The organism is Chitinophaga solisilvae (genome assembly GCF_009928525.1).
GTDB classification, from domain to species: domain Bacteria; phylum Bacteroidota; class Bacteroidia; order Chitinophagales; family Chitinophagaceae; genus Chitinophaga; species Chitinophaga solisilvae.
Map to the genome: position 1 here is coordinate 528,477 of NZ_JAABOK010000005.1, position 25,788 is coordinate 554,264.

Consider the following 25,788-nt stretch of genomic DNA (forward strand, 5'->3'; position numbering starts at 1 on the left):
TTTCTATGAAAGGGATCTCTATTAAAGATATTGCAAAACAGGCGGGAGTGTCTCCGACAACAGTCTCGTTCGTTCTCAACGGAAAAGCAAAGGAAAAAAGAATCAGCGAACAGGTCAGCAAGAAAATACAGAAAATAGCCACCCGGTTGAAATATAAACCCAACCAGCTGGCACGTGGCCTCCGTACCGGTAAAACCAAAACCATCGGCCTCATGGTGGAAGATATTGCCAACAACTTCTTCGCCAGCCTCGCCAAAGTAATGGAAGATGAAGCCGACAAACACGGCTATAAAGTGCTCTACGGCAGTACGGAAGACAATACAGAAAAAGCCAGGGGCCTGCTCGAAGTACTGAAGTACCGCCAGGTAGACGGATACATCGTTACGCCCACCAAAAACCTGGAAAAGGATATTGAACTCCTGAAAGAAACCGCTAAACCCGTAGTTCTGCTGGATCGGTACTTTCCGCATGTCAGCTCCCACTACGTGGTAGTAGACAACTACCGCGGCGCCTATAACGCCGGCAGCCACCTCGCCGCTCAGGGATATAAAAAAATAGGCATCGTCACCATCACCTCCGATCAGATACAGATGAAAGACCGCCTGGACGGCTTCACCGCCGCCATGAAAGATCATCATCTGCCCTTCAGTAAAGCCCAGATCAAAAAACTCCCCTTTGAACTGGACCACGAAAGCTTTAACGCTGAAATAAAAAAATTCCTTACCTCCATCAAAGACCTGGACGCCGTCTTCTTTGCCACCAACTACCTCGGTATCTACGGCATCGAAAGCATCCGCTCCCTCGGCTGGCAGATAGGAAAACAAATCGGCGTGGCCAGCTTCGACGACCATGACCTCTTCCGCCTGCACAGCCCTGCTATCACCTGCGTTGCCCAGCCCATCACCGAAATAGGCCGCAACATCATCGAAGTGCTGATGAAAGAACTGAACCACCCCTCTGCTGCTCCGCAACAGATCGTGCTGGAACCAGCGTTGATTGTAAGAGAATCGTCGATGCCCCTGTAGGAATTACGGATTCATTTTATTATGTGATTATTTGGTTATTTGAGATTTATATAAAAGCGAAGACCAGAGCAAATACTTAAAGTATAATCGCTCTGGTCTTCGCTTTTATATAAATCTCAAATAACCAAATAATCACATAATAAAATGAATCCGCAATTCGTAATTGTGAAACAAAAAATCTCTCCGCGTTGTTATCTCTCCACGTATCAACCAACAAACGCAGTATCCCCGATTATTCTTCACCTCATTCATTAAAGCATGATTAAGAGTTCTATTCGTCTTATGCTCCTGCTTGTAATGTTGCTGGCTGCCCCTGCTATATGGGCGCAGCAGGCGGTTACAGGGAAAGTAACGGATGCCTCCGGCCAGCCCCTGGCAGGTGTGAACATCCTCGTAAAAGGTACTTCTAAAGGAACCGCCACCAATCCGGATGGCGCCTATTCGTTATCCGCCGCCGCGGGCAGCACCCTCGTATTCCGCTTCCTCGGATACCTCCCACAGGAAGTACAGGTGGGCAATGAAACAGTTATCAACATTACCCTGCAGCAGGATGAAAAAAATCTGAGCGAAGTAGTGGTGACCGCACTCGGTATCAGGAAAGAAAAGAAAGCGCTCGGCTATGCCGTTTCTGAAATCAAAGGGGAGGAACTGACTCAGGCCAGATCCACCAATATCGCCAATACCCTCTCCGGGAAAGTGGCCGGACTGAATGTCACCAATACCTCCACAGGACCGGCCGGCTCCAGCCGCATCATCCTCCGGGGTAACACCTCCATCGATAAAAACAGGAACAACCAGCCCCTGATTGTGGTAGACGGTATCCCCATCAATAACGATAACCTCGGCACCGCCAATGAATATGGTGGTACCGACGCCGGCGACGGTATCTCCAGCATCAACCCGGATGATATTGCTACCATGTCTGTACTGAAAGGAGGCACTGCCGCCGCCCTTTACGGCTCCCGCGCTTCCAACGGCGTTATCCTCATCACCACCAAATCCGGCGCCAGCCGCAAAGGCGTAGGTGTGGAATATAGCAGCAACATCGTATTGGACCGCCCCGCTGTAGAAAACCTGGACTGGCAATACGATTACGGCATGGGCAGAAACGGCCTGAAACCGCAGAATGCCGCTGATGCCCGCTCCGGCGGACTTTTCAGCTGGGGCGAAAAGCTGGACGGCTCATCTGTTATCCAGTACGACGGCATCAGCCGCCCCTACAGCGCAGTGAAAGACAATTTCAAAAAGTTCTATAAAAGCGGCTATACCTTCACCAATTCTATCGGCATGAGCGGCGGCAATGAAAAAATTACCTACCGCTTCGGCGCCACCGATATGAAGAATGAAGCCATGCTGCCCAATTCCGGTATCAGGAGAGACAACCTCTCCCTGAACATCTCCGCTGCCCTGGGCAGAAAATTACACCTGAACGTATACGCAAAATATATCCGGGAACGTACCGATAACCGCCCCCGCGTATCCGACTCCCCCGGCAACGCCAACTTCGCACTGTACCTGCTGCCTACCAGCTTAAGCGTACAGACGCTGAGAGACAGCAAACTTAATGCTGCCGGTAATGAATACCGCTGGAACGCCAACGAATACATCACCAACCCCTGGTTCTCTGTATATGATTTTGTACAGGACGATAAAAAAGACAGATTTATCAATTCCGCCGAACTGCGCTATGATGTGCTCAGCTGGCTGTATGTGAAAGGACGCATAGGCGCGGATATGTTCTTCCGCAACAACAAAGCCGTAACACCCAATGGTACCGCCTATCAGGTTGGCGGCCAGATCAACGACCAGACCCGCCAGCGCTTTTATGAACTGAATGCCGACGTTATGGTGGGAGTGGATAAAATGATTAAGGAAGACTGGCGCATTTCAGGCTTTATCGGCGCCAACGTTATGCGCAGCAAAAATGATAAACTCTTCCTCAGCGGAAATACATTCAATATCCCGTATTTCTATGATCAGAGTAACCTGCAGACAAAAACCATTACCAACGATATCTTTGAAAAGAAGATCAACTCCCTGTATGCTTCTGCAGAAGTATCTTTCAAAAGCTATCTGTATCTTACCCTCACCGGACGTAACGATTGGTTTTCCACACTGCCGCTGAACAGCAACAGCATCTTCTATCCTTCTGCAGGGCTGAGCTTTGTACTGTCCGACGCGGTAACAATGCCCAAATGGATCAACTACGCCAAAATCAGGACTTCCTGGGCGCAGGTGGGCGGCGATACCGATCCCTACAGGCTGCGCTTAGCCTATCAGGTACAGAACCCGCTTACCCTGGGCACTACCACGCTGCCCATTGCCGATATCAAGAAAGCACCCGATGGCAGCTACGCCGTGCCTAATCCGCTGCTGAAGCCTTATGTGAATACCAGCTATGAACTGGGCTTTGAAACCCGGTTCTTTGACAACCGGCTCTCGCTCGATTTCTCCTTCTATAACCGCCGTACCAAAGACGATATTGTGCAGACAACCATCTCCAATGCCTCCGGTTATAACACCGCCTTTATCAATGTGGGAGAGGTGAATAATAAAGGCGTAGAGCTGATGTTAACAGGAACGCCTGTACGTAATAAAAATTTCACCTGGGATATCACCCCCAACTTCGCCTATAATAAAAGTGAGGTGATACAGCTGGATGGCAAGCTGGCAGCGCTGAAGGTATCAGATGTACGCACTTTCAACGTAACCGTGCAGCAGGTGCCGGGGCAGCCTTTCGGCGTATTGCAGGGATACAGCTTCCAGCGCGATGCGCAGGGGAACATCCTGTTCAACTCCGCCGGTAAGCCGCTGCAGGGGCCACTCACCATTTTCGGCACCGGCGTAGCGCCCTATACGCTGGGCATTACAAATAATTTCACCTGGAAGGCTTTCTCCCTGGGCGTTCTCGTAGATGCCCGCTGGGGTAATAAAGTATACTCCGGTACCAACGACTACGGCTACTTCTTCGGACTGCAGAAGGAAACCCTCAAGGGCCGGGAAGGCGGCGTTTCCATTAAGGCCCAGGACCCCAATGATCCTACCAAATTTGTGGATAAAGTCATACCCGCACAGGACTACTATCAGAATATCGCTTTCAACATTGCAGAGCCATTCATTTACAGCGGCGCATTTGTGAAGCTGCGTCAGGTGATCCTGACCTACAGCCTGCCAGCCCGCATCCTGGCAAAAACGCCGTTAACAGGCGCCTCCCTGTCACTCGTAGCGCGCAACCTCTGGATTATCTACAAGGATACGCCGAACGTAGACCCTGAATCGACCTACAGTAATGGCGCAGGGCAGGGGACGGAACTGCTGGGATACCCGCAGGCAAGAAGTTATGGATTGAATCTGAATGTGAAATTTTAAATCATCTGATTATGGTTAAGATATTATATAAACGCGGCATATTAGCGGTGCTGGCCCTGTTCCTGCTGAGCGGCTGTACCAAAAATTTTGAACAGATCAATACAGACCCTACCTCATCGCCGGTGCTGCCGCCAGGTATCATGCTCACGAGGGGAATGATCTATACTTCCGGCGGCGAATTTGAAGCGTGGCGTACAAACCTCATCTACTGCGGCGCTATGATACAGCACATTTCCTCGCTGAGCCTTACGTATGCGGGCGATAAGTACCTGTATAACGACGGCTACAGCGGTGCCGCCTTCAACTCCTTTTATCCTAACGGTATTAAGATACTGGAGACGATGATTAACCAGACGAAGGACGATCCTTCCCAGGCTAACTATAATGCTATGGCGCGTATACTCAAAGTCATCCTGCTGCAGCGGCTGACAGACCTGTATGGCGATGTGCCGTATACCGGCGCCGGCAGGGGATTTATTGACCTGAACTTCACCCCGGCCTACGATCCGCAGGAAACGATCTATACCGGTTTCGCCAATGAGCTGCAGGCAGCGGCCTCCCTGCTGGACGCCGCCAAGGCTAACCCCGGCAGTGCAGATATATCCGGCTACGGCGGCGCTCCCGCCCAGTGGAAGAAACTGGCCTATTCCTTACTGCTGCGGGTAGGGCTGCGCCTATCCAAAAAGTCGGACCCCTCCAAAGGCCGTGACTGGGTACAGAAAGCCATTGCCGGCGGTGTCTTCACCCGTAACCAGGATATCTTCTATATTCAGCATGCCGGCGGAGATTACGATAATCCCAATAGCCACGTGATAGGCACCTATCCGGGCGCCCGCGGCGAAACCAGCAAGGATAACCTGAACATCAAATATTCCAGGTTTTTCATCAACCTGCTGAAATCCAAAGCAGATCCGCGTTTACAGATGATTGCCGAACTGCCCAAACCAGATTCCACTCCCGGCGGCAGCGATGTGCCGGCTCTGCAGAAAGGGCTGCCCAGCGGCTATGATAACAGCAGCGACCCGGTATATGGCATCGGCTCCACAGGCGATGCAGACCTCGCACACTATTCGCAGCCCAGGCAATCTATTGCGCAGCCTAATAGCCCCAATGTTTTTATCACCTATTCGGAAGTACAGCTGATGCTGGCCGAAGCGGCCGCCAGAGGCTGGATCGCCGCCGATCCGCTGGGCTATTTTATTGACGGGGTGAAGTCCGGCATCTGGCAATGGTCCCTCTATTCTCCCACAATTGTTTATGATGACGCTGCCGCCACCGCCTACGCCACCGCGCAATCTGCCGCGCTGGCAGGCTCCCTGAACAATAAACTGGAGGCTATCAACGTACAATACTATATCACTACCTTCCTGAACGAATACGAAGCATATGCTAACTGGCGACGCAGCGGCTATCCCGTACTGACGCCGGTGAACTATAAGAACAACGAAACCAACGGCCAGATACCCCGCCGCCTGCGATACGCCCGTAACGACTACGACGTAAACCGCGCCAATGTAGAAGCGGCCAACGCCGTGCAGGGACCGGATGTGTTTATGACGAGGATGTGGTGGGATAAATAGACGGTGAATTACGAATTACGAATGGCGAATTACGAATGGGAGCGGAGACAGCAGCGGATGTAATGATGAAGGAGGAATTAAGCGGGAAGGGAGGAAAGGTATATTTTAATAAAAACTAAAGTTATGAAGCAGACAATTGTGCTGATTCTTTGGGCGCTAAGCTGGAATGTGTTGCAGGCGCAGGATTCTATGGAGGTGATGAAAGCCATACGGGCTACCAATATCCTGGATAACGGCTGGAATCTGCGGACTTCCTATATAGGACTTACTTTTAGAGACAAGGAGAATACGGTTGGCAGTCCTTATCTGTATCCGGAGTGGCGGCGTATGTGGCTGGATTCCATGGATAACAAACCGGTAAAGCATTCGGTAGTATACGAAGCTAACCTGGACCTGGAGAAGAATGAGCTGATTATCAAAGGTGGCGATGGCAAGGCATATACTCCGGAAACCCGGCAGGTACAGATGTTCCACTTCCAGCGGGGAGATACGCAGCATATTTTTGTCGGCCTCCGCTTAGGCGATAGCTATAAATTCGTTCAGGAGCTGGCCGCCGGCAAATACTGCCTGGTAAAGGAAATCAAAATCTCCTTTGCCCGCGCCGATTTTGTAGACAAAGGCATGATCCAGTCGGGCAAGAACTACGACGAATACCGCAGGGAACCTGTCTATTACCTCGTAAAAGACGGTATTCCAGAAAAAGCCCCCCTGCGCAAAAAGTCCTTCCTCTCCCTGCTGGACAAAGACCCCCAGGCCGCCGCTACCAGCCGAAAGTTTCTTTCCTCCTACAACGGCCCCTTTGATGAAACCGCAATGGTAAAAACAGTAGAAGCGATTAATAAATAATTATGAATTAAGAATTATGAATTATGAGTTAAAGCGAAGATCTCAGCGAATAGATCAACATTCATCGCTCAGATCTTCGCTTTAACTCATAATTCCTAATTCCTAATTCGTAATTATTGGTGTTATCTTCACTTTGCTAAAATACTATTTTGTCTTCCTTAACGATCTGTTAACCAATTATCAAAAAATTGTTAAATCTTTTTTGCACTTCTCATAATTATACCTAAGTTTGAAACTGTTATTTTCTGTAATAAGACTTGTTTGTGAAGCGAATAGTGATGGGGGCTCAACAGGTTTTTTTTATTTGTAGCTAGCTAAAACGTTTTACTACTGTAGTTAAGCTGAACAGTGAATAAAGATGACGTAAGGAGTATTCCAGACAGAAAGAAACCACGACGGAAACCATTTAATATCAAACTGCCTCCTGTGCAATGCAGGGATGCTGTGGTAAAGGGTTTTACCGTGCATTAATGCTCATGTGACTGATCACTTGTAATAATTTAAATTCAAAAGGAAGCTATGCGAAGATCACTTCTTCTTGCCACGTTGCTTTTCTTATGCTGTGCTGTTGCTGCATGGGCGCAGGATAAGAAAGCTGTTACGGGAACCGTAAAAGATGAAAAGGGAACACCTTTGCCAGGTGTAACGGTAAAAGAAAAAGGTACAGCCAATGGCGCAATGACCACAGGCGATGGTACCTTTAAAGTTCAGGTAGCTCCCAATGCTACACTGGTACTGTCTTATATCGGATTTATCAACCAGGAAGTGCCGGTAAACGGACAATCCACATTAACCATTACATTAAAAGAGGACAACAAGAACCTGAACGAAGTGGTGGTAACGGCGATGGGTATGAAACGCGAACAGCGTAAACTCGGTTATGCCGTAACTGAACTGAAAGGTGCTGATGTTGCCAAAACAAATGCTATCAACCCGGTGTCCGCATTACAGGGTAAAGTAGCCGGTCTGGATATCTCCGCTGCTGCGGGTGGTCCTGCCGCTGCTCCGCGTATCGTACTCCGTGGCGCCAAATCCCTCAACGGTAAGGATCAGCCGATCTTCATCATTGATGGTGTGATCTTCGAAAATGATGAAAGTGCTGCCGATGTAAACTTCGGTAACGTACTGAAAAACCTGAACCCGGACGACTATGAATCAGTAACCGTGCTGAAAGGCGCTGCTGCTACTGCTTTGTATGGTTCCCGTGCTATCAATGGCGCCGTTCTCATCACTACCAAAAAAGGAAGTGTGAGAAAAGGTATAGGCGTTAGCGTTAGTCAGACTGCCCAAATGGAGAAAGTTTACCGTGGCGCTATCGACCTGCAGAACGAGTTCGGTCAGGGTCAGGATGGTACTTATAACAACGGCGCAGGCGGGTATAGCTTCGGTTCAAGAATGGACGGCAGCATGGTAAAACTGGCTAACGGTATGGAAGTACCTTATACTCCTAAGCCTAACAATGCCAAGGACCTTTACCAGACGGGTAAATATTTCAATACTAACGTTGCCATGGAAGGCGGTAACGATAAGGGAACTTTCCGTTTATCTTACTCCCACCTGAATAATAACAGCGTTTCTCCGAACAACGAATTCGGCAGAAATACCTTCGCTTTCCGCGGATCTTCCCAGATATCAAAAGTATTATCTGCGGATGCGGGCGTAACCTATGCTACTTCCAAAACACAGAACCCGGACCGTCAGGGTGGTGATTACACCAACTACAATATTGGTCGTAAATGGGTATATGTTTATCCACGTAACTACGATCCTTCTATCTGGAGCAAGCCTGAAAATTACATCGGAAAGAACGGCGGACGTGCTAACCTCAGCACTAACCCAGGTACTGATTATTTCTACCAGATGGCTTTCAACAGCTGGACCCGCAAAGAGTCGCTGATTACCGGTAATTTCTCCCTCACCGCAACTGCTAATGAGTGGCTGAAATTTGTAGGTAAGGCTAACTTCAGCAATGAGCAAACCACTGACGAGCGTAAGGAAGTAGGCACCGGAGAATTCTTTAAGGGATCTGATGGTTTCTATAGTACTGCAGGTGTGAATAAATCACAATATACCTTCACTGGTATGGCGATGATTACACCGAAACTGGGCAAGAAATTCGAAGGTAGCCTGAACCTGGGAGCTGAAACCTGGAACAGTGGCATCGGTAAACAGTATAATAACCGTACTTCCGGTGGCTTACGTATTCCGTTCCTGTATGATATTAGTAACAGCATTTCTGCTCCAATAGTAAAAAATGATCCGCTGCTGCGTAAAGTGATCAATTCCGTATTCTTCGCTGCAAGCCTTTCTTATAACAACGAATTGTTCCTGGATGTTACCGGCCGTAATGACTGGTCTTCTGCATTGACTTATCCTAAAGGCTCCCGTGGTAAAACAAACAACTCCTATTTTTATCCTTCTGTGAGCGGTGCCTGGGAATTTACACAGACATTCAAAGGACAGTTGCCTGAGTGGATCAGCTATGGTAAATTACGTGCCTCTTATGCAATGGTAGGTGGTGACCTTGATCCATATCAGATCAATATCGGTTACTATACACCGGAATTATTCCAGGGAGCTGCTTCTGGTAAAGATCTGCCACTGGTAAATATTTATAATTCCCATATCTTACCGAACATGAGCCTGAAGCCTTCCATCTCCAAAAGCGTGGAAGTTGGTGCCAATGTTCGTTTCTTCAATAATCGTCTTGGATTTGATGTTGCCTGGTACAGAACCAATATCACCAATCAGATTATTAACCTTCCTACCTCCATTGAATCAGGTGTAACATCCGCTTATATTAATGCTGGTAGCATGGTAAACAGAGGTATCGAAATCCTGATTAACGGTACACCGATTCAGAATAAGAACTTTACCTGGGATGTAAGTTTGAATGGAAGCCGTAATAAGAACAAGATAGTTGAGTTGGCGCCAGGCGTGGACAAACTGGAACTGAACGAAGACCAGGGTGTCAAAGCACTGGCTACTGTTGGCGGAAGTTATGGTGATCTGGTTTCTGACTATGCCTACACAAGAGATGCTAATGGACGTCCGTTGATCTCAATTGGCGGCAGTGATTTCCCTTATGTATACAAACGCGGTTATGCAGTGATAGGTAATATCATGCCTGACTTCAACCTCGGTCTGCAGAATAACTTTACCTATAAGAACTGGAACCTGGGCGTATTGATCCAGGCGCGTATCGGCGGCGACTTCTTCTCTGCTTCCCATCAGTATGGTACTGGTCGTGGTAACACTGCGAACACCCTGGATGGTCGTGATACTGAGCACGGTGGTATCACCTACACAGATGCTTCCGGTAAAGTACGCAACGATGGTATGATTCCTGAAGGCGTATTCCAGCCAGGCACCAAAGTTAAAGTTAATGGTACTGAAGTAGTACTGGATGGTATGACTTATCGCGATGCATATGACAAAGGTTATGTGAAACCAATGACTCCGCTGCAGTACTATGGTATGATCGGCGACTGGGGCGTTGGTATCCGCGAGGCTTCTGTATTTGACGCTTCCTATGTGGCATTGCGTGAAGTATCGCTCGGTTACTCCCTGCCTTCTTCCATCATTGACCGCTGGAAACTGACCAGCCTGCGCGTATCAGTGGTAGGCCGTAACCTGGGTTACCTGTTCAACAATCTGCCTAACCACATCAATCCGGAAGCAGTTCGTAACAACAAAACTTCTGCCTTCTCTGAATATGGTGCCGTACCATTTGTACGTAATATGGGTATAACTGTACAGGTAGGATTCTAATAACCGCTCAACAACAAAAACATGAAAATGAAAGCTGTAAATAAATGGGGTATAGGTGTAGCTGTTGCCGGTATGTTCCTGAGCTCCTGCACCAAAAACTTTGCAGATCTTAATACAAGTCCTGTTATCAGTCAGGATGCACCGCCTGAACTGCTTTTTACACAGTCTGCGAAAAGCGTTGTAGACCGTGATTTTGATTGGTTCTATGACTGTTACTCTTATCAGCTGCAATGGATGCAGTTTGGTACAGCAGCGCCTGGGTCTTCTGCCACCGGCCTCTTTAGTCCTAACAACACCAATAATTTTTATCAGGGATTCTATAAAGATATTGCCCGGAACCTGGTAGAAATTGAGGCAATGGTCAATAATAAGCCGGAGAGCGATCGCGCTGCTTATGCTAACGTGGTTGCAATTGCTAAAATTCTGAAAGTTTATGGCGCATGGAGAGTTTCTGATGCAAATGGAAGTATTCCATATTCCGAAGCACTCAAAGCACGGGAGAACCAGAATTTTACGCCTGTTTATGATACCCAGGAAAAGATGTTTGACGCATGGGATAAAGAATTGAAAGAGGCAGTTGCAGTGCTGGGTAAAAAACTCGGCAGTCAGGCTGGTTTAGGTACCGGGGATATTTTTTATTCCGGTAAAGCTGATAAATGGATCGCTGCAGGAAACGTACTTCGTATGAAGATCGCTATGCGCCTTCTGAAAAGAGCTCCGGAGAAAACAGCTGCCATTGTAAAGGAAGTTGTAGCCAACGCTGACGCTGGTTTGTTTAAGAGCAATGCTGATGAATGGAAATTTATCTCTGCTGATAACAACTTTGCCCGTGGTGGTAACTGGAATATGGATAACAGCCCGCTTTCTGCGAGCCAGAACATGCTGAATTACATGTATGACAACAAAGATCCGCGCCTCGGATTGTTCTTTGAGAAGAACAGTTACACGCCGGAACTGGTTGACAGTCTGAAGAATGGTGGAGTGTTCCCGGCTACTGCTACGTATAACCCACGCCGCTATTTCGGGTTGCCTTCCAACCCGGATAAAAGAGCTGACAAAAACCTGGCATCCATATTTGAGCGTAAGCAGTATACAATGAAGTTCAACGGTACAAATGTTGATGTAACTATTGACACTGTTTCCCGTGTACAACATCGTCTCTTCAACCTCGATGCGGAAAACGGCGGCGCCAACGGAGCCCGTTATACCCAGCCAATTCTGACATATGCTGAACAATGTTTCATGATGGCTGAACTGGTTGTACGTGGTCTGATCTCCGGTGATGCTAAAACCTACTATGAAAGTGGTGTTAAAGCATCTATCCAGGCTTATGACGATATGGGAAGAGAAGCCAAGATCCGCGACTACGCTGCATTAGATAACGCGGCAGTTGCTGCCTATATCGCATCTCCTGCCATTGCATTCACCGGCTCTCAGGATGTATTACTGGAAAAAATCAACATCCAGAACTTCCTGAACCACTTCAAATCTCCATGGGAAGCATGGGGCGCCTGGAAACGTACCGGCATTCCTAAAGTCAACGGTATCCTGGCATTCGAACAGAACACCGTGTCCGGCGTACCTGTTGAAGTTCCCCGCAGATGGCAGCTGCCACAGCCTACCATCGCCAACCAGACAAACTGGAGAAATGCGATCGAAGAAATGAAGAAAACAGGTGAATACGGTACCAACGATAACGACTTCACCGGTCGCGTATGGTGGGACAAAAAATAGATTCATGTAGTTATTTAATTAATTGAGATTTATATCCAAAAGAAAAAGCCCTCTGAACTGTTCAGAGGGCTTTTTCTTTTGGATATAAATCTCAATTAGTTAAATAATCACATTCAGTTGATCATCTCTTTTATTTCGCTGAGTTTGAGCAGGGCTTCAACAGGTGTGAGCCGGTTGATGTCTACGTGATCCAGTTTTTCCCTGATTTGCTGGAAGGTGTCGCTGTGAGCATCAAAAATATTGAGCTGCAGCTTCTGGGTGGCGGTGGCGATGTTTTTGATGTTTTTCTGCAGCGGCGCATCAATGTGTTTTTCTTCCAGGTTGGCCAGCACTTCGTTGGCACGGTTAATCAGTTCCGGTGGCATACCGGCCATGCGGGCTACGTGAATACCAAAGCTGTGGCGGCTGCCGCCGGGGGCGAGCTTGCGCAGGAAGATGATCTTATTGCCTGATTCCATATTGGTGATATGGAAGTTCTTTACGCGTTCGTGTTTGTTTTCCAGTTCATTCAGTTCATGGTAGTGCGTGGCAAACAGGGTTTTCGGGCGGTGCTCCGTCATGTCGTGGAGGTATTCCACTATACTCCATGCGATGGAGATACCGTCGTAAGTGCTGGTGCCGCGGCCTATTTCATCGAGTATCACCAGGCTCCGGGGAGTGATGGTATTGATGATGCTGGCAGTTTCGTTCATCTCTACCATGAAGGTGGATTCGCCTCCGCTCAGGTTGTCGGATGCTCCCACGCGGGTGAATATTTTGTCTGTCAGCCCGATTTCCGCGCTGCCAGCGGGTACAAAGCTACCCATATGGGCCATAAGGGTGATGAGGGCTGTTTGCCGCAGCAGGGCGGACTTACCGCTCATATTAGGTCCGGTGAGGATGATGATCTGCTGCTTGTCTTTGTCGAGCTGCATATCATTGGCCACATAGGATTCCCCCGGAGGCAGTCCCCTTTCTATAACCGGATGGCGTCCTTCGGTGATGTTCATGGCGAAGCCGTCGTTAATTACCGGGCGGCGGTACCTGTATTGCATGGCGTTGTGGGCAAAGCAAAGGAGGCAGTCTATTCTGGCAAATATCTGTGCATCCTGCTGTACCGGCTCAATGAAGGGTTGCAGGGCAAGCAGCAGCTCGTCGAACAGTTTTGTTTCCAGCGCCAGGATTTTATCTTCTGCGCCTACAATTTTTTCTTCGTATTCTTTCAGTTCCGGTGTGATGTAACGTTCGGCGTTGGCCAGTGTCTGTTTGCGTATCCAGGTGTCCGGTACTTTATTTTTGTGGGTGTTGGTTACTTCCAGGTAGTAGCCGAACACATTGTTGAATGCTATTTTCAGGGATGGGATGCCGGTGGCTTCCGATTCTTTCTGCTGTATCTGCAGCAGGTAGTCCTTTCCTTTGGTGGCGATGCCGCGCAGTTCATCCAGTTCTGCATTTACGCCTTCGCGGATAACGCCGCCCTTGTTAACCAGTACCGGCGGGTTTTCCATGACTTCGTTCAGTATCCGGTCGAGGATAGGGGGGCAGGCGTTCAGCTTTTCGTTGAGGCGTAACAGGTAGTTGTTTGCGGTGGCGGAAAGCAGTTCCTGTACGGCCTGTACCTGTTGCAGGGAACGGGCCAGCTGCATCACTTCGCGGGGATTGATCTTGCGCAGGGGTATTTTGGATACCAGCCTTTCCAGGTCCCCTGTTTGTTTCAGGTGGTGCTGAAGGGATTTAAAGAGGTCGGTTTCTTTAATGAAATATTCCACGGTGTCCAGGCGCTCATTGATCTGGAGTATGTCGCGCAGGGGGAATACCAGCCAGCGTTTGAGCAGGCGGGCGCCCATTGGGGTAACGGTGTTGTCCAGTACCTTGAGCAGGGTATGACCGTTTTCCACGCTGCTGTGCAGGAGTTCCAGGTTGCGCACGGTGAAGCGGTCCATCCAGAGGAAGTCTTGCTGATCAATGCGTTGTATGCCGGTAATATGCTGCAGATGCGGATGTTCGGTATCCTTCAGGTAGTGCATGGTAGCGCCGGCTGCGATGATGGCGGCGTTCATGCCTTCTATCCCGAATCCTTTCAGGGAGTGGGTCTGAAAGTGCTTGAGCAGTATTTCTTCGGCGTAGGAGGTGGTAAATATCCACTCATCCAGGTTATAGGTATAGAATTTTGCGCCGAAGGTGGCCTTGAAATGTTTCTGCTGCTGTCTGGCGAACACCACTTCTGCAGGGCGGAAGCTCTGCAGAAGTTTATCCACATATTCCGTGCTGCCTTCTGCGATGATGAATTCGCCGGTGGAAATATCCAGGAAGGATACACCGGTGATGTCCTGGCCGAAATGAACGGCGGCGAGGAAGTTGTTGCTGGCGTTTTCCAGCAGTTTATCGTTGACGGCTACGCCGGGTGTCACCATTTCGGTTACGCCCCGTTTTACGATGCCTTTTACTGATTTTGGATCTTCCAGCTGGTCGCAAACCGCCACCCTGTATCCTGCTTTTACCAGTTTGTGCAGGTAGGTGTCGAGCGAGTGGTGGGGAAACCCCGCCAGTTCAACATATGCGGCGGTGCCATTGGCTCTTTTTGTCAATACTATGCCCAGTACTCTGGACGCGATCACAGCGTCTTCACCGAAGGTTTCATAGAAATCACCGACACGGAACAACAGGATTGCATCAGGGTATTTATCTTTTATTGCCTTATGCTGCTGCATAAGTGGCGTTTCTTCCGATTTACTTTTTGCCATGCCGCAAATATATAAAACTCAGCTGATCCGGTTATCTTTGCAGATCATGAGAAAATTAAGCATGGATGAACTGGGCCGTAAAACGGTCGATGAGTTCAAGGCAGCAGATAAAACGCCGGTAGTGCTGGTACTGGATAACATACGCAGTATGCATAATGTGGGTTCGGTATTCCGCACGGCTGATGCATTTTTACTCCAGGGGCTGGTGTTATGCGGTTATACGCCTGTGCCTCCGCACAGGGATATTAATAAAACGGCGCTGGGCGCCACCGAAACGGTAGAATGGCAGTATTTCCCCACCACCATGGAGGCAGTACTGGCCCTGAAGGCTGCGGGCTACCGCATTCTGACGATAGAGCAGGCCATTGGCAGTACAATGCTGGATGCCTTTATGCCCCCGTCAGATCAGCCGCTGGCGCTGGTTTTCGGGAATGAAGTCAGCGGAGTGGATCAGGAAGTCATGAAAATAGCTGATGGCTGTATCGAAATTCCGCAGTCAGGTATGAAACATTCCCTGAATGTATCTGTCAGCACCGGTATCATAGTTTGGGATATCTTTGTAAAACTGCGTGCTGCCAGGTAGCCGTTTATATTATCGTATTCAATAAAGCGCAACATATGTTGACCACTATTAATAAGTATCTTTCGCTGGTGAAGTTCGCCCACACGATTTTCGCCATGCCTTTTGCCCTGACGGGATTTTTCATGGCTACCACCCTGGGCGGCGGCCATTTCAGCTGGCGGCTGTTTGTGCTGGTGATCCTGTGCATGGTCTTTGCGCGCAGCGCGGCCATGGCTTTCAACCGCTGGCTGGATGTAGATATCGATAAACTGAATCCGCGTACCGCCAAAAGGGAAATCCCTGCCGGTGTTATATCTCCGAGGAATGCCATGTTCTTTATCCTGATCAACGTGATGTTGTTTGTGCTGACCACCTGGTTTATCAATCCGGTATGCTTCTTCCTGTCGCCGGTGGCGCTGATAGTAGTACTGGGATATAGCTTTACCAAGCGTTTCACGCCGCTTTGTCACCTGGTACTGGGCGTGGGCCTGTCGCTGGCCCCAATCGGGGCTTACCTGGCAGTAACAGGCGAATTTGCCCTGCTGCCGGTACTGGTATCGGTACTGGTACTGTGCTGGGTTTCCGGCTTCGATATTATCTACTCTTTACAGGACGAGGACTTTGACAAATCCCAGCGCCTGAATTCTATTCCTGCCTGGCTGGGCCTTTCAGGAGCGCTGCGCTTTTCTGAACTGCTGCATGTTATAGCTGCCGCCCTGGTTATCACCATCGGACTGGCCGGCCACTTCCACTGGATTTACTGGATCGGCGCAGCAGTATTCATCGTGATGCTGATTTCCCAGCACCTCCTGGTAAAACCACATGACCTGAGCCGGGTGAATATTATGTTTATGACCACGAATGGTATTGCCAGCGTGGTGTTTGCAGTGTTTGCAATAGCGGACATGCTCATCTTTATCTGATATTTGTTTATTTGATATTTGATTATTTAAATACAGCGGAGATCTTTACGAATGTCTCCGCTGTATTTTTAAATGTCAGACATCAATCAGCAAAACGAAATAATATCTCAAATAAACAAATAATAAAATAACCAAATATTATGGCAAGGATAATGGCGATAGATTACGGGAAGAAGAGAACAGGACTGGCGGTAACGGATCCGTTGCAGCTGATTGCCAGCGGGCTGACAACGGTGGCTACACACGACCTGATTCCTTACCTGAAGAAATATTTTGCGGCGGAACAGGTGGAAACGATTGTCATCGGCGAGCCGAAGAGCCTGAAGGGAGAAGATACCCACGCTACGCCCCTGGTGGAGGAATGTATCCGTATTCTCCGGAAAAACTTCCCGGATATTCCCATTAAAAAGATAGATGAACGCTTTACTTCCAAAATCGCTTTCCAGAGTATGATAGACAGCGGGCTGAAGAAGAAGGACCGCCAGAACAAGGGACTGGTGGACGAAATCAGCGCTACTATTATATTGCAGGAGTATCTGCAATACAGGTAGAAAAATCGTAATTTCGCAGATTAAACCAAGAACCAGAAACATGATATTGCCAATAGTTGCTTACGGACACCCGGTATTAAGAAAGGTGGGAGAAGATATTACATCCGATTATCCTGAGCTGAAAACATTGATAGCCAATATGTGGGAAACCATGTACGCCTCTAATGGGGTAGGTATTGCAGCGCCTCAGGTGAACAAAGCAATCCGTTTATTTGTAGTGGATAGTGAACAGATTATTAATAATCTGGAAGATGATGAGAAAAACGATTATCCCGGAGATAATGGCATAAAAGAAGTTTTTATCAATGCGCATATAGTGGAAACAGGCGGCGACGATTGGGCCTATAACGAAGGTTGTCTCAGTATCCCTAAAGTAAGAGAAGATGTTAACCGTCCCGAAACCGTTACCCTGCGCTATGTGAACGAAAATTTCGAACCTCGTCAGCAAACATTTACCGGTGTAACCGCCCGTGTTATTTTGCATGAATATGACCATATAGACGGCAAACTTTTTATAGATCACCTCAAGCCATTGAAGCGCAGAATGTTAAAGAGCAAGCTCGATGATATCTCCAAAGGCAAAATACGCGTGGATTACAAAATGCTGTTTCCCAAATAGGAAATAATTTTGTAATGTAAATAAAACCCGTTATTTTGGTATTAGCAAAGCATAAACATCCGTATCCATTTTGGGAGCTACCTTAACATATACTGAAATAGAACTTGTTCAGGGCCTGCAAGCCAGGGATGAAAAAATATTCAGCTATCTGTACGACCATTATTCACCCGCATTATATGGCGTTGCACTCAAAATAGTTACGGATGAAGCTTCCGCAGGAGATGTGCTGCAGGAAGTATTTATAAAAATCTGGCGCAACATCGACAGGTACGACGCTTCCAAAGGCCGTCTCTTCACCTGGATGTTGAACATAGCCCGCAATACAGCCATTGACAGTCTCCGGTCAAAAGCGCATAAACTCGACCAGAAAGTCCAGGACGTTACCAGCACCTCACTCATGTATGAACCCCAACTAGCTGTACACCTTCCTGTGGACCACCTGGGACTTACCAAAGTGATAGACGGCCTGCCCAAAGATCAACGGATCATTATTGACCTTGCCTATTTCAAAGGTTGTACCCAGGAAGAAATAGCCAAGGTGCTTGAAATACCATTGGGAACCGTGAAAACCAGGATGCGTAATGCAATCATACAGTTGAGAATCCTATTAAAACAATTGTAAAATAAAGTGGATGTACAACGTTACATATCATCCGGTATTTTAGAAAGCTATGTGTTCGGGCTCCTGCCTGAATCAGAACAGGGAGACGTAGAAACAGCTGTCATGCAATACCCTCAGGTTAAAGCCGCCGTTCAGTCGCTGCAGCTTGACAAGGAGAAGTTTGTACAGTTGTACGCCTGTCCGCCGCCTGCTGAAATAAAGGATCGCCTGCTGGATATCCTCCGCAGGGAAGGCACGCAGGAAGGGAATGCCCTGTTGCCGCAAGAGTTACGTGTACCCGATCCCGTTAGTAACAAACGTATAAGGGAAACCCCGGTAAAACAACTGAACGGACAAAAGAAACCATCCACAGACCGTATCTGGAAATATGTGGCTGCGGCCTTTATTATCCTGCTGCTCGGAAGCGTATTTATGAACTTCTTTCTCGCCAGCCGATCCACTGACTATAAATCCAGGTACAAATCCCTGATAGCTGCCCGTGAAAAACTGGAAGCCGATAAGGAAGCACAATCCCTCACCAGTGCCGGTGCAGAACAAAAGGAAGCGGATATGCTGAAAGATCCCGCTTTCAAACAGATCAAGATTGAAGGCGCAGGCGAACAGCTGGGACATGTAGTCACCGTTTGCTGGAACCCAATCAGCCACGCCTTATTCCTGATGGCACAGGTAATGCCCGTACCTCCGGCCGGTAAAACCTACCAGTTGTGGGCTATCCATAATAAAAAACTCCTGGATGCAGGTGTGTTCGAAGGCGGCGCCCAGATGACGCAGAAAATACAGGAAATGAAACCAATGGAAGATGCCGAAGGCTTCGCCATTACCCTTGAAAATAAAGGAGGCAGCAATTCTCCGACTATGAACCAGGTAATCATGGCTGCCAGTATCAGCCGGTAAAACAGGAAACAATCATTTGTTTTCTGTTTTAAATATGTATATTGCTTCATAGTATTAATTGCCCCATTAACCATTATCAGCACCAGCCCTGAAAGACACTGGTAATTATGCACTGTAACAGCTATGCCCTTTGGGGATGCCCTGTTGTGTCATGTTATGAGTTCACCCTAAATGTTCAATCAATAGCCATTATCTGACTTGGATTTTTCAGCTACATACACTGAAGCCGAACTGGTACAGGGATTACGTGCCCGTGACCAGAAAATATTCAGCTACCTCTATGATCACTACTCCCCGGCACTGTACGGCGTGATCGTAAAGGTGTTGAATAATGACAGCACCGGCGGTGATGTACTGCAGGACGTATACCTCAAAATATGGCGCTACGCCGATCGTTACGATGAAACTAAAGGCCGCCTCTTCACCTGGATGCTGAACATCGCCCGCAACACCGCTATCGATATACTCCGTTCCAAGTCGCACAAACTTGAGCAGAAAATCCAAAATATTACGGATGACGTAAATGCTGGAAGCGGACCATTAACCGTATACCAATCCACCGATTACCTCGGGTTTTCAAAAATTCTGGAGAAACTGACCAAAGAACAACGTACGCTCATAGATCTGGCTTATTATAAAGGCTGTACTCAGGAAGAAATTTCCAGGGTACTGGACATCCCTTTGGGTACCGTTAAAACCAGAATGAGAAACGCTATCATACAACTGAGAAATATTTTAAACAAGTAAACACGTATCAACAATAGTGGACGCACAATACTTCATATCGTCCGGGCTGATTGAGCTTTATGCGGCAGGAATGGCTTCCGAACAGGAAGTCCAGGAGCTGGAAGCCGCTATGCGTCAATTTCCGGAAGTCGCCGCCGCGGTAGAAACCTACCGGCGCAATATGGAGGAATATGTAAGCCTGCAACGCCTCACCCCCGAAGCAGCCGTAAAAACCAGTTTATTTAACCAAATCAATAATGAACCCGATTTGCAGGACAGCTTGCAAAAGACTGACCAACAAATGCAACAACCAAAACTAGTGTCCATGACTGAAACAAAAAGCCTATCCTGGAAATGGATTGCCGCCGCATCAGCTGCATTGCTGATTGGCAGTCTCATTCTGAACTACGTGTTCTTTAACAGGTACAAGGAATTCAAAGAGTACAAAGACAAATACCAGTCTTTGCTATTATCCCAGAACTCCATCCTGTCCAAAGAAAATCTTTACAAAACGCGTCTTGAACAAATGCAGCAGTCCCTGGATGTTATCCAGGATCCTGATGTAATGAAAGTGAAGATGCCAGGTACCAAAGCCTTCCCTGAAGCAATGGCAACTGTATTCTGGAACCAGTCCAGCAAACAGGTTTACGTGAAAGTGAACAAACTGCCTGAACCTGCTGCAGACAAACAGTACCAGCTGTGGGCCATCGTAGATGGTAAACCGGTTAGTATGGGTGTGTTTGAAATGGGTGATACTGCTCAGCTCCTCCAGAAAATGCAAATCACCGGCGCTGCCCAGATGTTTGCGGTTACCCTGGAGAAAAAAGGCGGTGCAGCTGCTCCGACTATGGAACAGATGTATGTTGCAGGGAAAGTGCCAGGTTGATAACCATACATTTTAATTGCTGATCTTTAACAGCTCCGGCTTTTGGCGGCCCTCCCGCCGGAAGACCGGAGCTGTTTTTTTATGCCCCCGGAATAATGCAGCTTTTCTTTAAATTGCGGGCATGTCACATTTCTGGAAAAGTATAGCCGTAACCATTGTGGTTAGCCTGGTAAACCTGCAACAACTGTCCGCTCAGGACACTGCCCGATATAAAGGGATGACCGTTAACCTGGACGAAGTAATCGTGGCCGCAAAACGTATAGGCTTCGACGTTAACAGCTTTATCAGAAGGGTGGAAGAAGATACCACCTTTTACAAAGCCTTTAAAAATCTGCGCATCATCAGCTTCAGCGCAGATAACGACATCCGCATGCTGGATAAAAAAGGACAGTTGCAGGCATCGCTGAAAAGTATCACCCACCAGACCGTTCAGGGCAGATGCCGCTCCATGAAAGTACAGGATGAAAAAGTTACCGGCGACTTCTACACCCGTAAAGGCAACTACAACTATTATACAGCAGAACTCTACGCTAACCTGTTCTTTACCAGCGGCACCGTATGCGTAGACGCCAGCGGCGAATCCACGGATAAAGAAAGCGGCAGCCTTGCCAAACATAAGGCACAGCTGAAACAACTCATCTTCAACCCCGGAAAACCTATCCGTGGCGTACCTATCGTCGGACAAAAAGTAGCCATCTTCGACAGGGATGTTATCCGCTTCTATGACTTCTCTATCTCCGCAGAAAATTATGTGGACGGAACCCCTTGCTACGTATTTAGCGCCAGGGCCAAGCCCGGCCTGAGCCGCATCGACAGGGCAGACGTAGTGGTGGATGAACTCATCACCTGGTTCAATAAAGATAATTTTGAAATAGTAGGCCGTAAATACGCGCTCTCCTATAAAACCATGCTATTCGATTTCAACGTGAAAATGAATGTGCAGATGACGAAACAGTACGGCCTGCTCATCCCCGCACTGGTGACCTACAGCGGCACCTGGGATGTGCCGTTTAAAAAGAGGGAAACTGCTGAATTTACCGCCAGGTTCTTCGGTTTTAAGGCAGCACAGTAATCAGTAAACTACCGTCACCGTACCGGTTTTATGCACCGGCAACTGCGTACGTACCTCCTGGTAATCTACAATATACACATAGGTAGCTGCCGCAACCGGATCGCCATGCAGCTTGCCGGTCCAGCCAACCTGCGGATCCGTTGTATAAAAAATACGCTCTCCCCAGCGATTGTAAATGCTCAGCGTATATTTTTCTACCGGACATTTATACAGAGGCCGGAAGTAATCATTCCGCCCGTCGCCGTTAGGCGTAAACGCATTCGGGAAATGCATGGTGCATAGGCAATCCATGTAATCCACCACCACAGAATCGGTAGACTTTCCACAGGTATTGTACGCATAGATAGCATATACGCCGGGTCTGGTTACCACAAACTGCGGCACACTGGTGCTGTCCTGCCATTTGTACGCCGCGCCTGCCGCGCCGGTTACCCGCAGCGGATATACCTCATTGGTACAAAGCATCTTATCCGGCCCCAGGTTCACATGCAGTGTATCGTCAAAACCCACGTGGATGGTGTCGGAAGACTCACAGCGGCCTATCTGCGCATGTACATAATAATAGCCGGGCCTGGTTACGTAATAGGTAGCCTGGTCTGACTCGTCCTGCCAGCGGTAGATACCGTTCCCGAAATCGGCGGTGAGCACCAGGAAATTGCCTTTACAGATGGTTGTATCGTTACCCAGATTGAGTTTACGGAGACGGTTGAAATTTACGAAGATGGTATCTACCACACTGCAGGTGTTGTTGATTTCTACCAGCGCCCAGATATTGGCTTCGTAGTTAACAGTTATCGCCGGCATCCGGGAGCCGGTACTCCACAGCCAGCTGGTGGCTTCCGGAACATTGGGCGCCAGCCTGATAGATTCTCCCGGGCATAGCAGCGGGTCTGGTCCCAGCGTAAAGGGATACGGCGGACCGGTAAAAGTGATGGTGATCTGATCTGTAATTTCCGCGCATCCTTTAGGGAATATTCTTACGCTGTAGGTACCGGAGGTGCGTACCTGCTGGGTAGGCTCCGTATTGCCGGTAGACCACAGGTAGGTGCAGTTCTGTGCGGTAGCGTCCAGCATCAGCTGTTCGCCGGTACATAGCACCAGGTCCTGACCCAGCTCTACTTCAGGAACCGGCGTATAGAACACGTTGACAGAATCCGGTATCAGACATCCGTTGATTTTTACTTTATAGGTAGCGGCAGTATCTACCAGAATATCGGGCAGCGTGGAGCTGTCCTGCCACAGGTAGGTAGCACCCGGAATAACAGGGGCGCTGAGCGTCATGGTGCCGCCTTCACAGAGGGTTATGTCCTGTGGTCCGAAATCAAAGATAACCGGCGTCACAATGGTGATGGTCTGCACGGTAGTTTCGGCAACACCATTGCGCCACACAACCAGTGTATTGTTATAGGTGCCTGTATTCCTGTAAATATGATAAGCCTTCAGCGCAGCAGCGGAGTCTTTTTCCAGAGAGGCGGGGTCGCCAAAGTACCATTTCGCGGAATCAATACCAGCTTCATTCTTAATACGAAAAAAGACGGTATCATTTACACAGGTAGAAGACGTGGTAAAAGGGGTAGCGGCACGGACCTTTCCCGGCCATATGAGTGCGGCGCCCAACAAAAAAATCAATATATAAAACCTGCAAATGGAACTGCGTATGTATAGGTTAGTCATTGCGTTGACATGGTAATAAACGCTAATATATGATTTTAATTATGAATTAAGAATTATGAATGATGAGTTAGGGCGAAGATTAAAGCGAAGAACAAATTTTGTTACTCCCTTTAATCTTCGCCCTAACTCATCATTCATCATTCTTAATTCATAATTAAAATCAATTGTCTTCATTCAGCGGCCTCGCCGACCTATACCTTCTCCATTTTTCCAGAACGTTGGTGAAGTCTTCGGGCATGGGGCTTTCGAAGTACATCTGCTTACGGGTGCGGGGATGAATGAAGCCCAGTTGTTGGGCGTGGAGGGCATGTCTTGGCATTATTTCGAAGCAGTTTTCCACAAACTGTTTGTATTTGGCGAAGATGGTGCCTTTGAGGATACGGTTGCCGTTATAGGTATCATCATTGAAGAGGGAGTGACCTATATGCTGCATGTGTACGCGGATCTGGTGGGTGCGGCCTGTTTCCAGGCGGCATTCTACCATGGTAACGTAGTTGAAGCGTTCCAGTACGCGGTAATGGGTGATGGCTTCTTTACCGTATTCGCCGTCGGGGTAGGCGTCCATGATTTTGCGGAAGCGCTGATGACGGCCTACGTGAGCTACCACGGTGCCTTCATCTTCTTCAAAGTCGCCCCAGACGAGGGCTACGTACCTGCGGTGTACGGTATGGTCAAAGAATTGTTTGGCCAGGTCGGTCATGGCTTTTTCAGATTTAGCCACTACCAGCAGGCCGGTTGTATTTTTATCGATGCGGTGCACCAGTCCGAAACGAGGTATGGCAGGCTCTGTAGGCCTGGTTTTATCGCCCAGGTACCAGGATAGTCCGTTTACCAGGGTGCCGGTATAGTTACCGCAGCCAGGATGTACCACCATGCCGGCAGGTTTATCGATGACCATTACGTCGTCATCTTCATATATGATGTTCAGAGGGATTTCTTCCGGCAAAACCTCGGTACTTTCCGGGTTTTTGTTGGAGAACACGATGATCCTGTCCAGCGGCCGGATCTTGTAATTGGATTTAACGGGCTTATCGTTCACCAATACCATTTCCGTGTCCAGCGCAATCTGAACTTTATTACGGGTGGCGCCTTCAATGCGTGCGGTGAGAAATTTATCAATACGGACAGGCTCCTGGCCTTTATCTACGACCATATTGATTTTCTCGTACAAATCCTCACTGCCATCACCGTTTTCCAGTTCATCTTCCAGGTCCAGCAATTCTTCATTCATTCCTATAAATTTTAGCAAAAATACTATCATCATTTGAGATTTGGTTATTTATTCATTTGAGATTTGTTTCCCGGCATGGAGTCACCTTTGCCTTTTGGTGCTCACCGGTTATACCAATAAATCTCAAATGAATAAATAACCAAATCTCAAATGATGATAGTATTTTTGCAGATCAGAAATTATGGAAAAGCAGCAGATAATAGTAAAGGATCTTGGATTGGTGGATTATCAGCAGACCTGGGATTACCAGGAACAGTTGCTGAAAGATAATGTGCAGTTGAAATCAACGGCGGGGAACCAGTTCCCCAAACCTACGACCAACTACCTTTTATTTTGTGAGCATCCGCCGGTATATACGCTGGGCAAGAGCGGGCATATGGAAAACCTGTTGCTGAGTGAGCAGCAGCTGGAAGAGCAGGGTATAGGCTTTGTACCTACCAACCGCGGCGGTGATATCACCTTCCACGGGCCGGGTCAGGTAGTAGGATATCCCATTATTGACCTGGAGAATTTTTTCACGGATATAGGCAAATATCTCCGCTGCCTGGAAGAGGTGGTTATCCGCACCATTGCGGAATACGGCCTTACCGGCGACCGCTCTCAGGGGGAAACCGGCGTATGGCTGGATCCGCACGACCCCGTAAAGGCCCGCAAAATATGCGCTATGGGCGTACGTTGCAGCCGTTGGGTGACCATGCATGGCTTTGCCCTGAATGTGAACACCTCTATGAATTACTTCGATAACATCATCGCCTGCGGCATCGCCGATAAAAAAGTAGCCTCCCTCCATACTGAAGTAGGCCACGAAGTACCTATGGAGGAAGTCCGGAGGAAACTGATGAAGCATTTTGGAGAAGTGTTTGAAGCCCAAATGATATAGCATTAATTACGAATTACGAATTGCGAATTACGAATGTAAAAGCGAAGACCGAAGCGGATCTCATATTTGAGCTTTGCTTCGGTCTTCGCTTTTGCATTCG

19 protein-coding genes are annotated in these 25,788 nt (G+C 48.2%); 16 read left to right on the forward strand and 3 right to left on the reverse strand.

Features of this window, described 5'->3' with window-relative positions; genetic code table 11:
• Window positions 1–5 precede the first annotated feature (5 nt).
• From GWG06_RS13125 to GWG06_RS13150, 6 genes are all read left to right on the forward strand, one after another.
• Window positions 6–1,025, forward strand: a complete 1,020-nt coding sequence (locus GWG06_RS13125) for a LacI family DNA-binding transcriptional regulator (protein WP_160713722.1) — start codon at window positions 6–8, stop codon at window positions 1,023–1,025.
• Between the two features lie 282 nt (window positions 1,026–1,307).
• On the forward strand, window positions 1,308–4,394 hold the full coding sequence (locus GWG06_RS13130; protein WP_160713724.1) for a SusC/RagA family TonB-linked outer membrane protein: 3,087 nt from the start codon (window positions 1,308–1,310) through the stop codon (window positions 4,392–4,394).
• Between the two features lie 11 nt (window positions 4,395–4,405).
• Entirely contained in the window at window positions 4,406–5,974 is a 1,569-nt protein-coding gene (locus GWG06_RS13135; RefSeq protein WP_160713726.1) for a SusD/RagB family nutrient-binding outer membrane lipoprotein, read from the forward strand.
• 123 nt (window positions 5,975–6,097) lie between these two features.
• On the forward strand, window positions 6,098–6,820 hold the full coding sequence (locus tag GWG06_RS13140; RefSeq protein WP_160713728.1) for a hypothetical protein: 723 nt from the start codon (window positions 6,098–6,100) through the stop codon (window positions 6,818–6,820).
• Between the two features lie 519 nt (window positions 6,821–7,339).
• Window positions 7,340–10,591, forward strand: a complete 3,252-nt coding sequence (locus GWG06_RS13145; protein ID WP_160713730.1) for a SusC/RagA family TonB-linked outer membrane protein — start codon at window positions 7,340–7,342, stop codon at window positions 10,589–10,591.
• A 21-nt stretch (window positions 10,592–10,612) separates the two neighbouring features.
• A complete protein-coding gene (locus tag GWG06_RS13150) occupies window positions 10,613–12,325 on the forward strand; it encodes a SusD/RagB family nutrient-binding outer membrane lipoprotein (RefSeq protein ID WP_160713732.1) in 1,713 nt (570 codons plus the stop codon).
• A 113-nt stretch (window positions 12,326–12,438) separates the two neighbouring features.
• Here GWG06_RS13150 and mutS read toward each other — a convergent pair whose 3' ends face one another.
• Window positions 12,439–15,048 (reverse strand): DNA mismatch repair protein MutS, encoded by a 2,610-nt coding sequence (gene mutS / locus GWG06_RS13155; protein WP_160713734.1) that lies wholly within the window; start codon window positions 15,046–15,048, stop codon window positions 12,439–12,441.
• Window positions 15,049–15,094: 46 nt separating this feature from the next.
• Between mutS and GWG06_RS13160 the strand changes: the two genes are divergently transcribed.
• The 9 genes from GWG06_RS13160 (at window position 15,095) to GWG06_RS13200 (ending at window position 21,903) form a co-directional block, all read left to right on the forward strand.
• Window positions 15,095–15,631: a TrmH family RNA methyltransferase gene (locus GWG06_RS13160; protein ID WP_160713736.1), complete on the forward strand. Its 537-nt coding sequence runs from the start codon at window positions 15,095–15,097 to the stop codon at window positions 15,629–15,631.
• 35 nt (window positions 15,632–15,666) lie between these two features.
• On the forward strand, window positions 15,667–16,533 hold the full coding sequence (locus GWG06_RS13165; protein WP_127043766.1) for a UbiA-like polyprenyltransferase: 867 nt from the start codon (window positions 15,667–15,669) through the stop codon (window positions 16,531–16,533).
• Window positions 16,534–16,673: 140 nt separating this feature from the next.
• A complete protein-coding gene (gene ruvX, locus GWG06_RS13170) occupies window positions 16,674–17,084 on the forward strand; it encodes a Holliday junction resolvase RuvX (RefSeq protein WP_127043767.1) in 411 nt (136 codons plus the stop codon).
• Between the two features lie 40 nt (window positions 17,085–17,124).
• The gene (def, locus tag GWG06_RS13175; RefSeq protein ID WP_160713738.1) at window positions 17,125–17,703 is read left to right on the forward strand and encodes a peptide deformylase; all 579 of its coding nucleotides are present in this window, start codon (window positions 17,125–17,127) and stop codon (window positions 17,701–17,703) included.
• 70 nt (window positions 17,704–17,773) lie between these two features.
• Window positions 17,774–18,325, forward strand: a complete 552-nt coding sequence (locus GWG06_RS13180) for an RNA polymerase sigma factor (protein WP_127043769.1) — start codon at window positions 17,774–17,776, stop codon at window positions 18,323–18,325.
• A gap of 102 nt (window positions 18,326–18,427) precedes the next feature.
• On the forward strand, window positions 18,428–19,219 hold the full coding sequence (locus GWG06_RS13185) for an anti-sigma factor (RefSeq protein WP_160713740.1): 792 nt from the start codon (window positions 18,428–18,430) through the stop codon (window positions 19,217–19,219).
• Window positions 19,220–19,417: 198 nt separating this feature from the next.
• Complete coding sequence (locus tag GWG06_RS13190) at window positions 19,418–19,966, forward strand: RNA polymerase sigma factor (RefSeq protein ID WP_127043771.1); 549 nt, start codon at window positions 19,418–19,420, stop codon at window positions 19,964–19,966.
• Between the two features lie 16 nt (window positions 19,967–19,982).
• Window positions 19,983–20,831: an anti-sigma factor gene (locus GWG06_RS13195; protein WP_127043772.1), complete on the forward strand. Its 849-nt coding sequence runs from the start codon at window positions 19,983–19,985 to the stop codon at window positions 20,829–20,831.
• A gap of 121 nt (window positions 20,832–20,952) precedes the next feature.
• Window positions 20,953–21,903 carry a hypothetical protein gene (locus tag GWG06_RS13200; protein ID WP_127043773.1) on the forward strand — a complete coding sequence of 317 codons (951 nt, stop codon included), beginning with the start codon at window positions 20,953–20,955 and terminating at the stop codon, window positions 21,901–21,903.
• On the opposite strand, the gene GWG06_RS13205 is transcribed toward GWG06_RS13200, so the two are convergent.
• Together GWG06_RS13205 and GWG06_RS13210 are read right to left on the reverse strand one after the other, a co-directional pair.
• A complete protein-coding gene (locus GWG06_RS13205; protein ID WP_158631642.1) occupies window positions 21,904–23,532 on the reverse strand; it encodes a T9SS type B sorting domain-containing protein in 1,629 nt (542 codons plus the stop codon).
• A gap of 205 nt (window positions 23,533–23,737) precedes the next feature.
• Window positions 23,738–24,808 (reverse strand): RluA family pseudouridine synthase, encoded by a 1,071-nt coding sequence (locus GWG06_RS13210; protein ID WP_160713742.1) that lies wholly within the window; start codon window positions 24,806–24,808, stop codon window positions 23,738–23,740.
• A 181-nt stretch (window positions 24,809–24,989) separates the two neighbouring features.
• Here GWG06_RS13210 and lipB point away from each other — a divergent pair, with 181 nt between their 5' ends.
• Entirely contained in the window at window positions 24,990–25,688 is a 699-nt protein-coding gene (gene lipB, locus GWG06_RS13215) for a lipoyl(octanoyl) transferase LipB (RefSeq protein WP_127038511.1), read from the forward strand.
• The last annotated feature ends 100 nt before the right edge of the window (window positions 25,689–25,788 follow it).

Excerpts from the sequence above, each read along its gene's own strand:
- GWG06_RS13125 (WP_160713722.1), top strand. The coding sequence starts at position 6 with ATGAAAGGGATCTCTATTAAAGATATTGCAAAACAGGCGGGAGTGTCT.
- GWG06_RS13130 (WP_160713724.1), top strand. The coding sequence starts at position 1,308 with ATGCTCCTGCTTGTAATGTTGCTGGCTGCCCCTGCTATATGGGCGCAG.
- GWG06_RS13135 (WP_160713726.1), top strand. The coding sequence starts at position 4,406 with ATGGTTAAGATATTATATAAACGCGGCATATTAGCGGTGCTGGCCCTG.
- GWG06_RS13140 (WP_160713728.1), top strand. The coding sequence starts at position 6,098 with ATGAAGCAGACAATTGTGCTGATTCTTTGGGCGCTAAGCTGGAATGTG.
- GWG06_RS13145 (WP_160713730.1), top strand. The coding sequence starts at position 7,340 with ATGCGAAGATCACTTCTTCTTGCCACGTTGCTTTTCTTATGCTGTGCT.
- GWG06_RS13150 (WP_160713732.1), top strand. The coding sequence starts at position 10,613 with ATGAAAATGAAAGCTGTAAATAAATGGGGTATAGGTGTAGCTGTTGCC.
- mutS (WP_160713734.1), bottom strand. The coding sequence starts at position 15,048 with ATGGCAAAAAGTAAATCGGAAGAAACGCCACTTATGCAGCAGCATAAG.
- GWG06_RS13160 (WP_160713736.1), top strand. The coding sequence starts at position 15,095 with ATGAGAAAATTAAGCATGGATGAACTGGGCCGTAAAACGGTCGATGAG.
- GWG06_RS13165 (WP_127043766.1), top strand. The coding sequence starts at position 15,667 with ATGTTGACCACTATTAATAAGTATCTTTCGCTGGTGAAGTTCGCCCAC.
- ruvX (WP_127043767.1), top strand. The coding sequence starts at position 16,674 with ATGGCAAGGATAATGGCGATAGATTACGGGAAGAAGAGAACAGGACTG.
- def (WP_160713738.1), top strand. The coding sequence starts at position 17,125 with ATGATATTGCCAATAGTTGCTTACGGACACCCGGTATTAAGAAAGGTG.
- GWG06_RS13185 (WP_160713740.1), top strand. The coding sequence starts at position 18,428 with ATGCAATACCCTCAGGTTAAAGCCGCCGTTCAGTCGCTGCAGCTTGAC.
- GWG06_RS13200 (WP_127043773.1), top strand. The coding sequence starts at position 20,953 with ATGTCACATTTCTGGAAAAGTATAGCCGTAACCATTGTGGTTAGCCTG.
- GWG06_RS13210 (WP_160713742.1), bottom strand. The coding sequence starts at position 24,808 with ATGAATGAAGAATTGCTGGACCTGGAAGATGAACTGGAAAACGGTGAT.
- lipB (WP_127038511.1), top strand. The coding sequence starts at position 24,990 with ATGGAAAAGCAGCAGATAATAGTAAAGGATCTTGGATTGGTGGATTAT.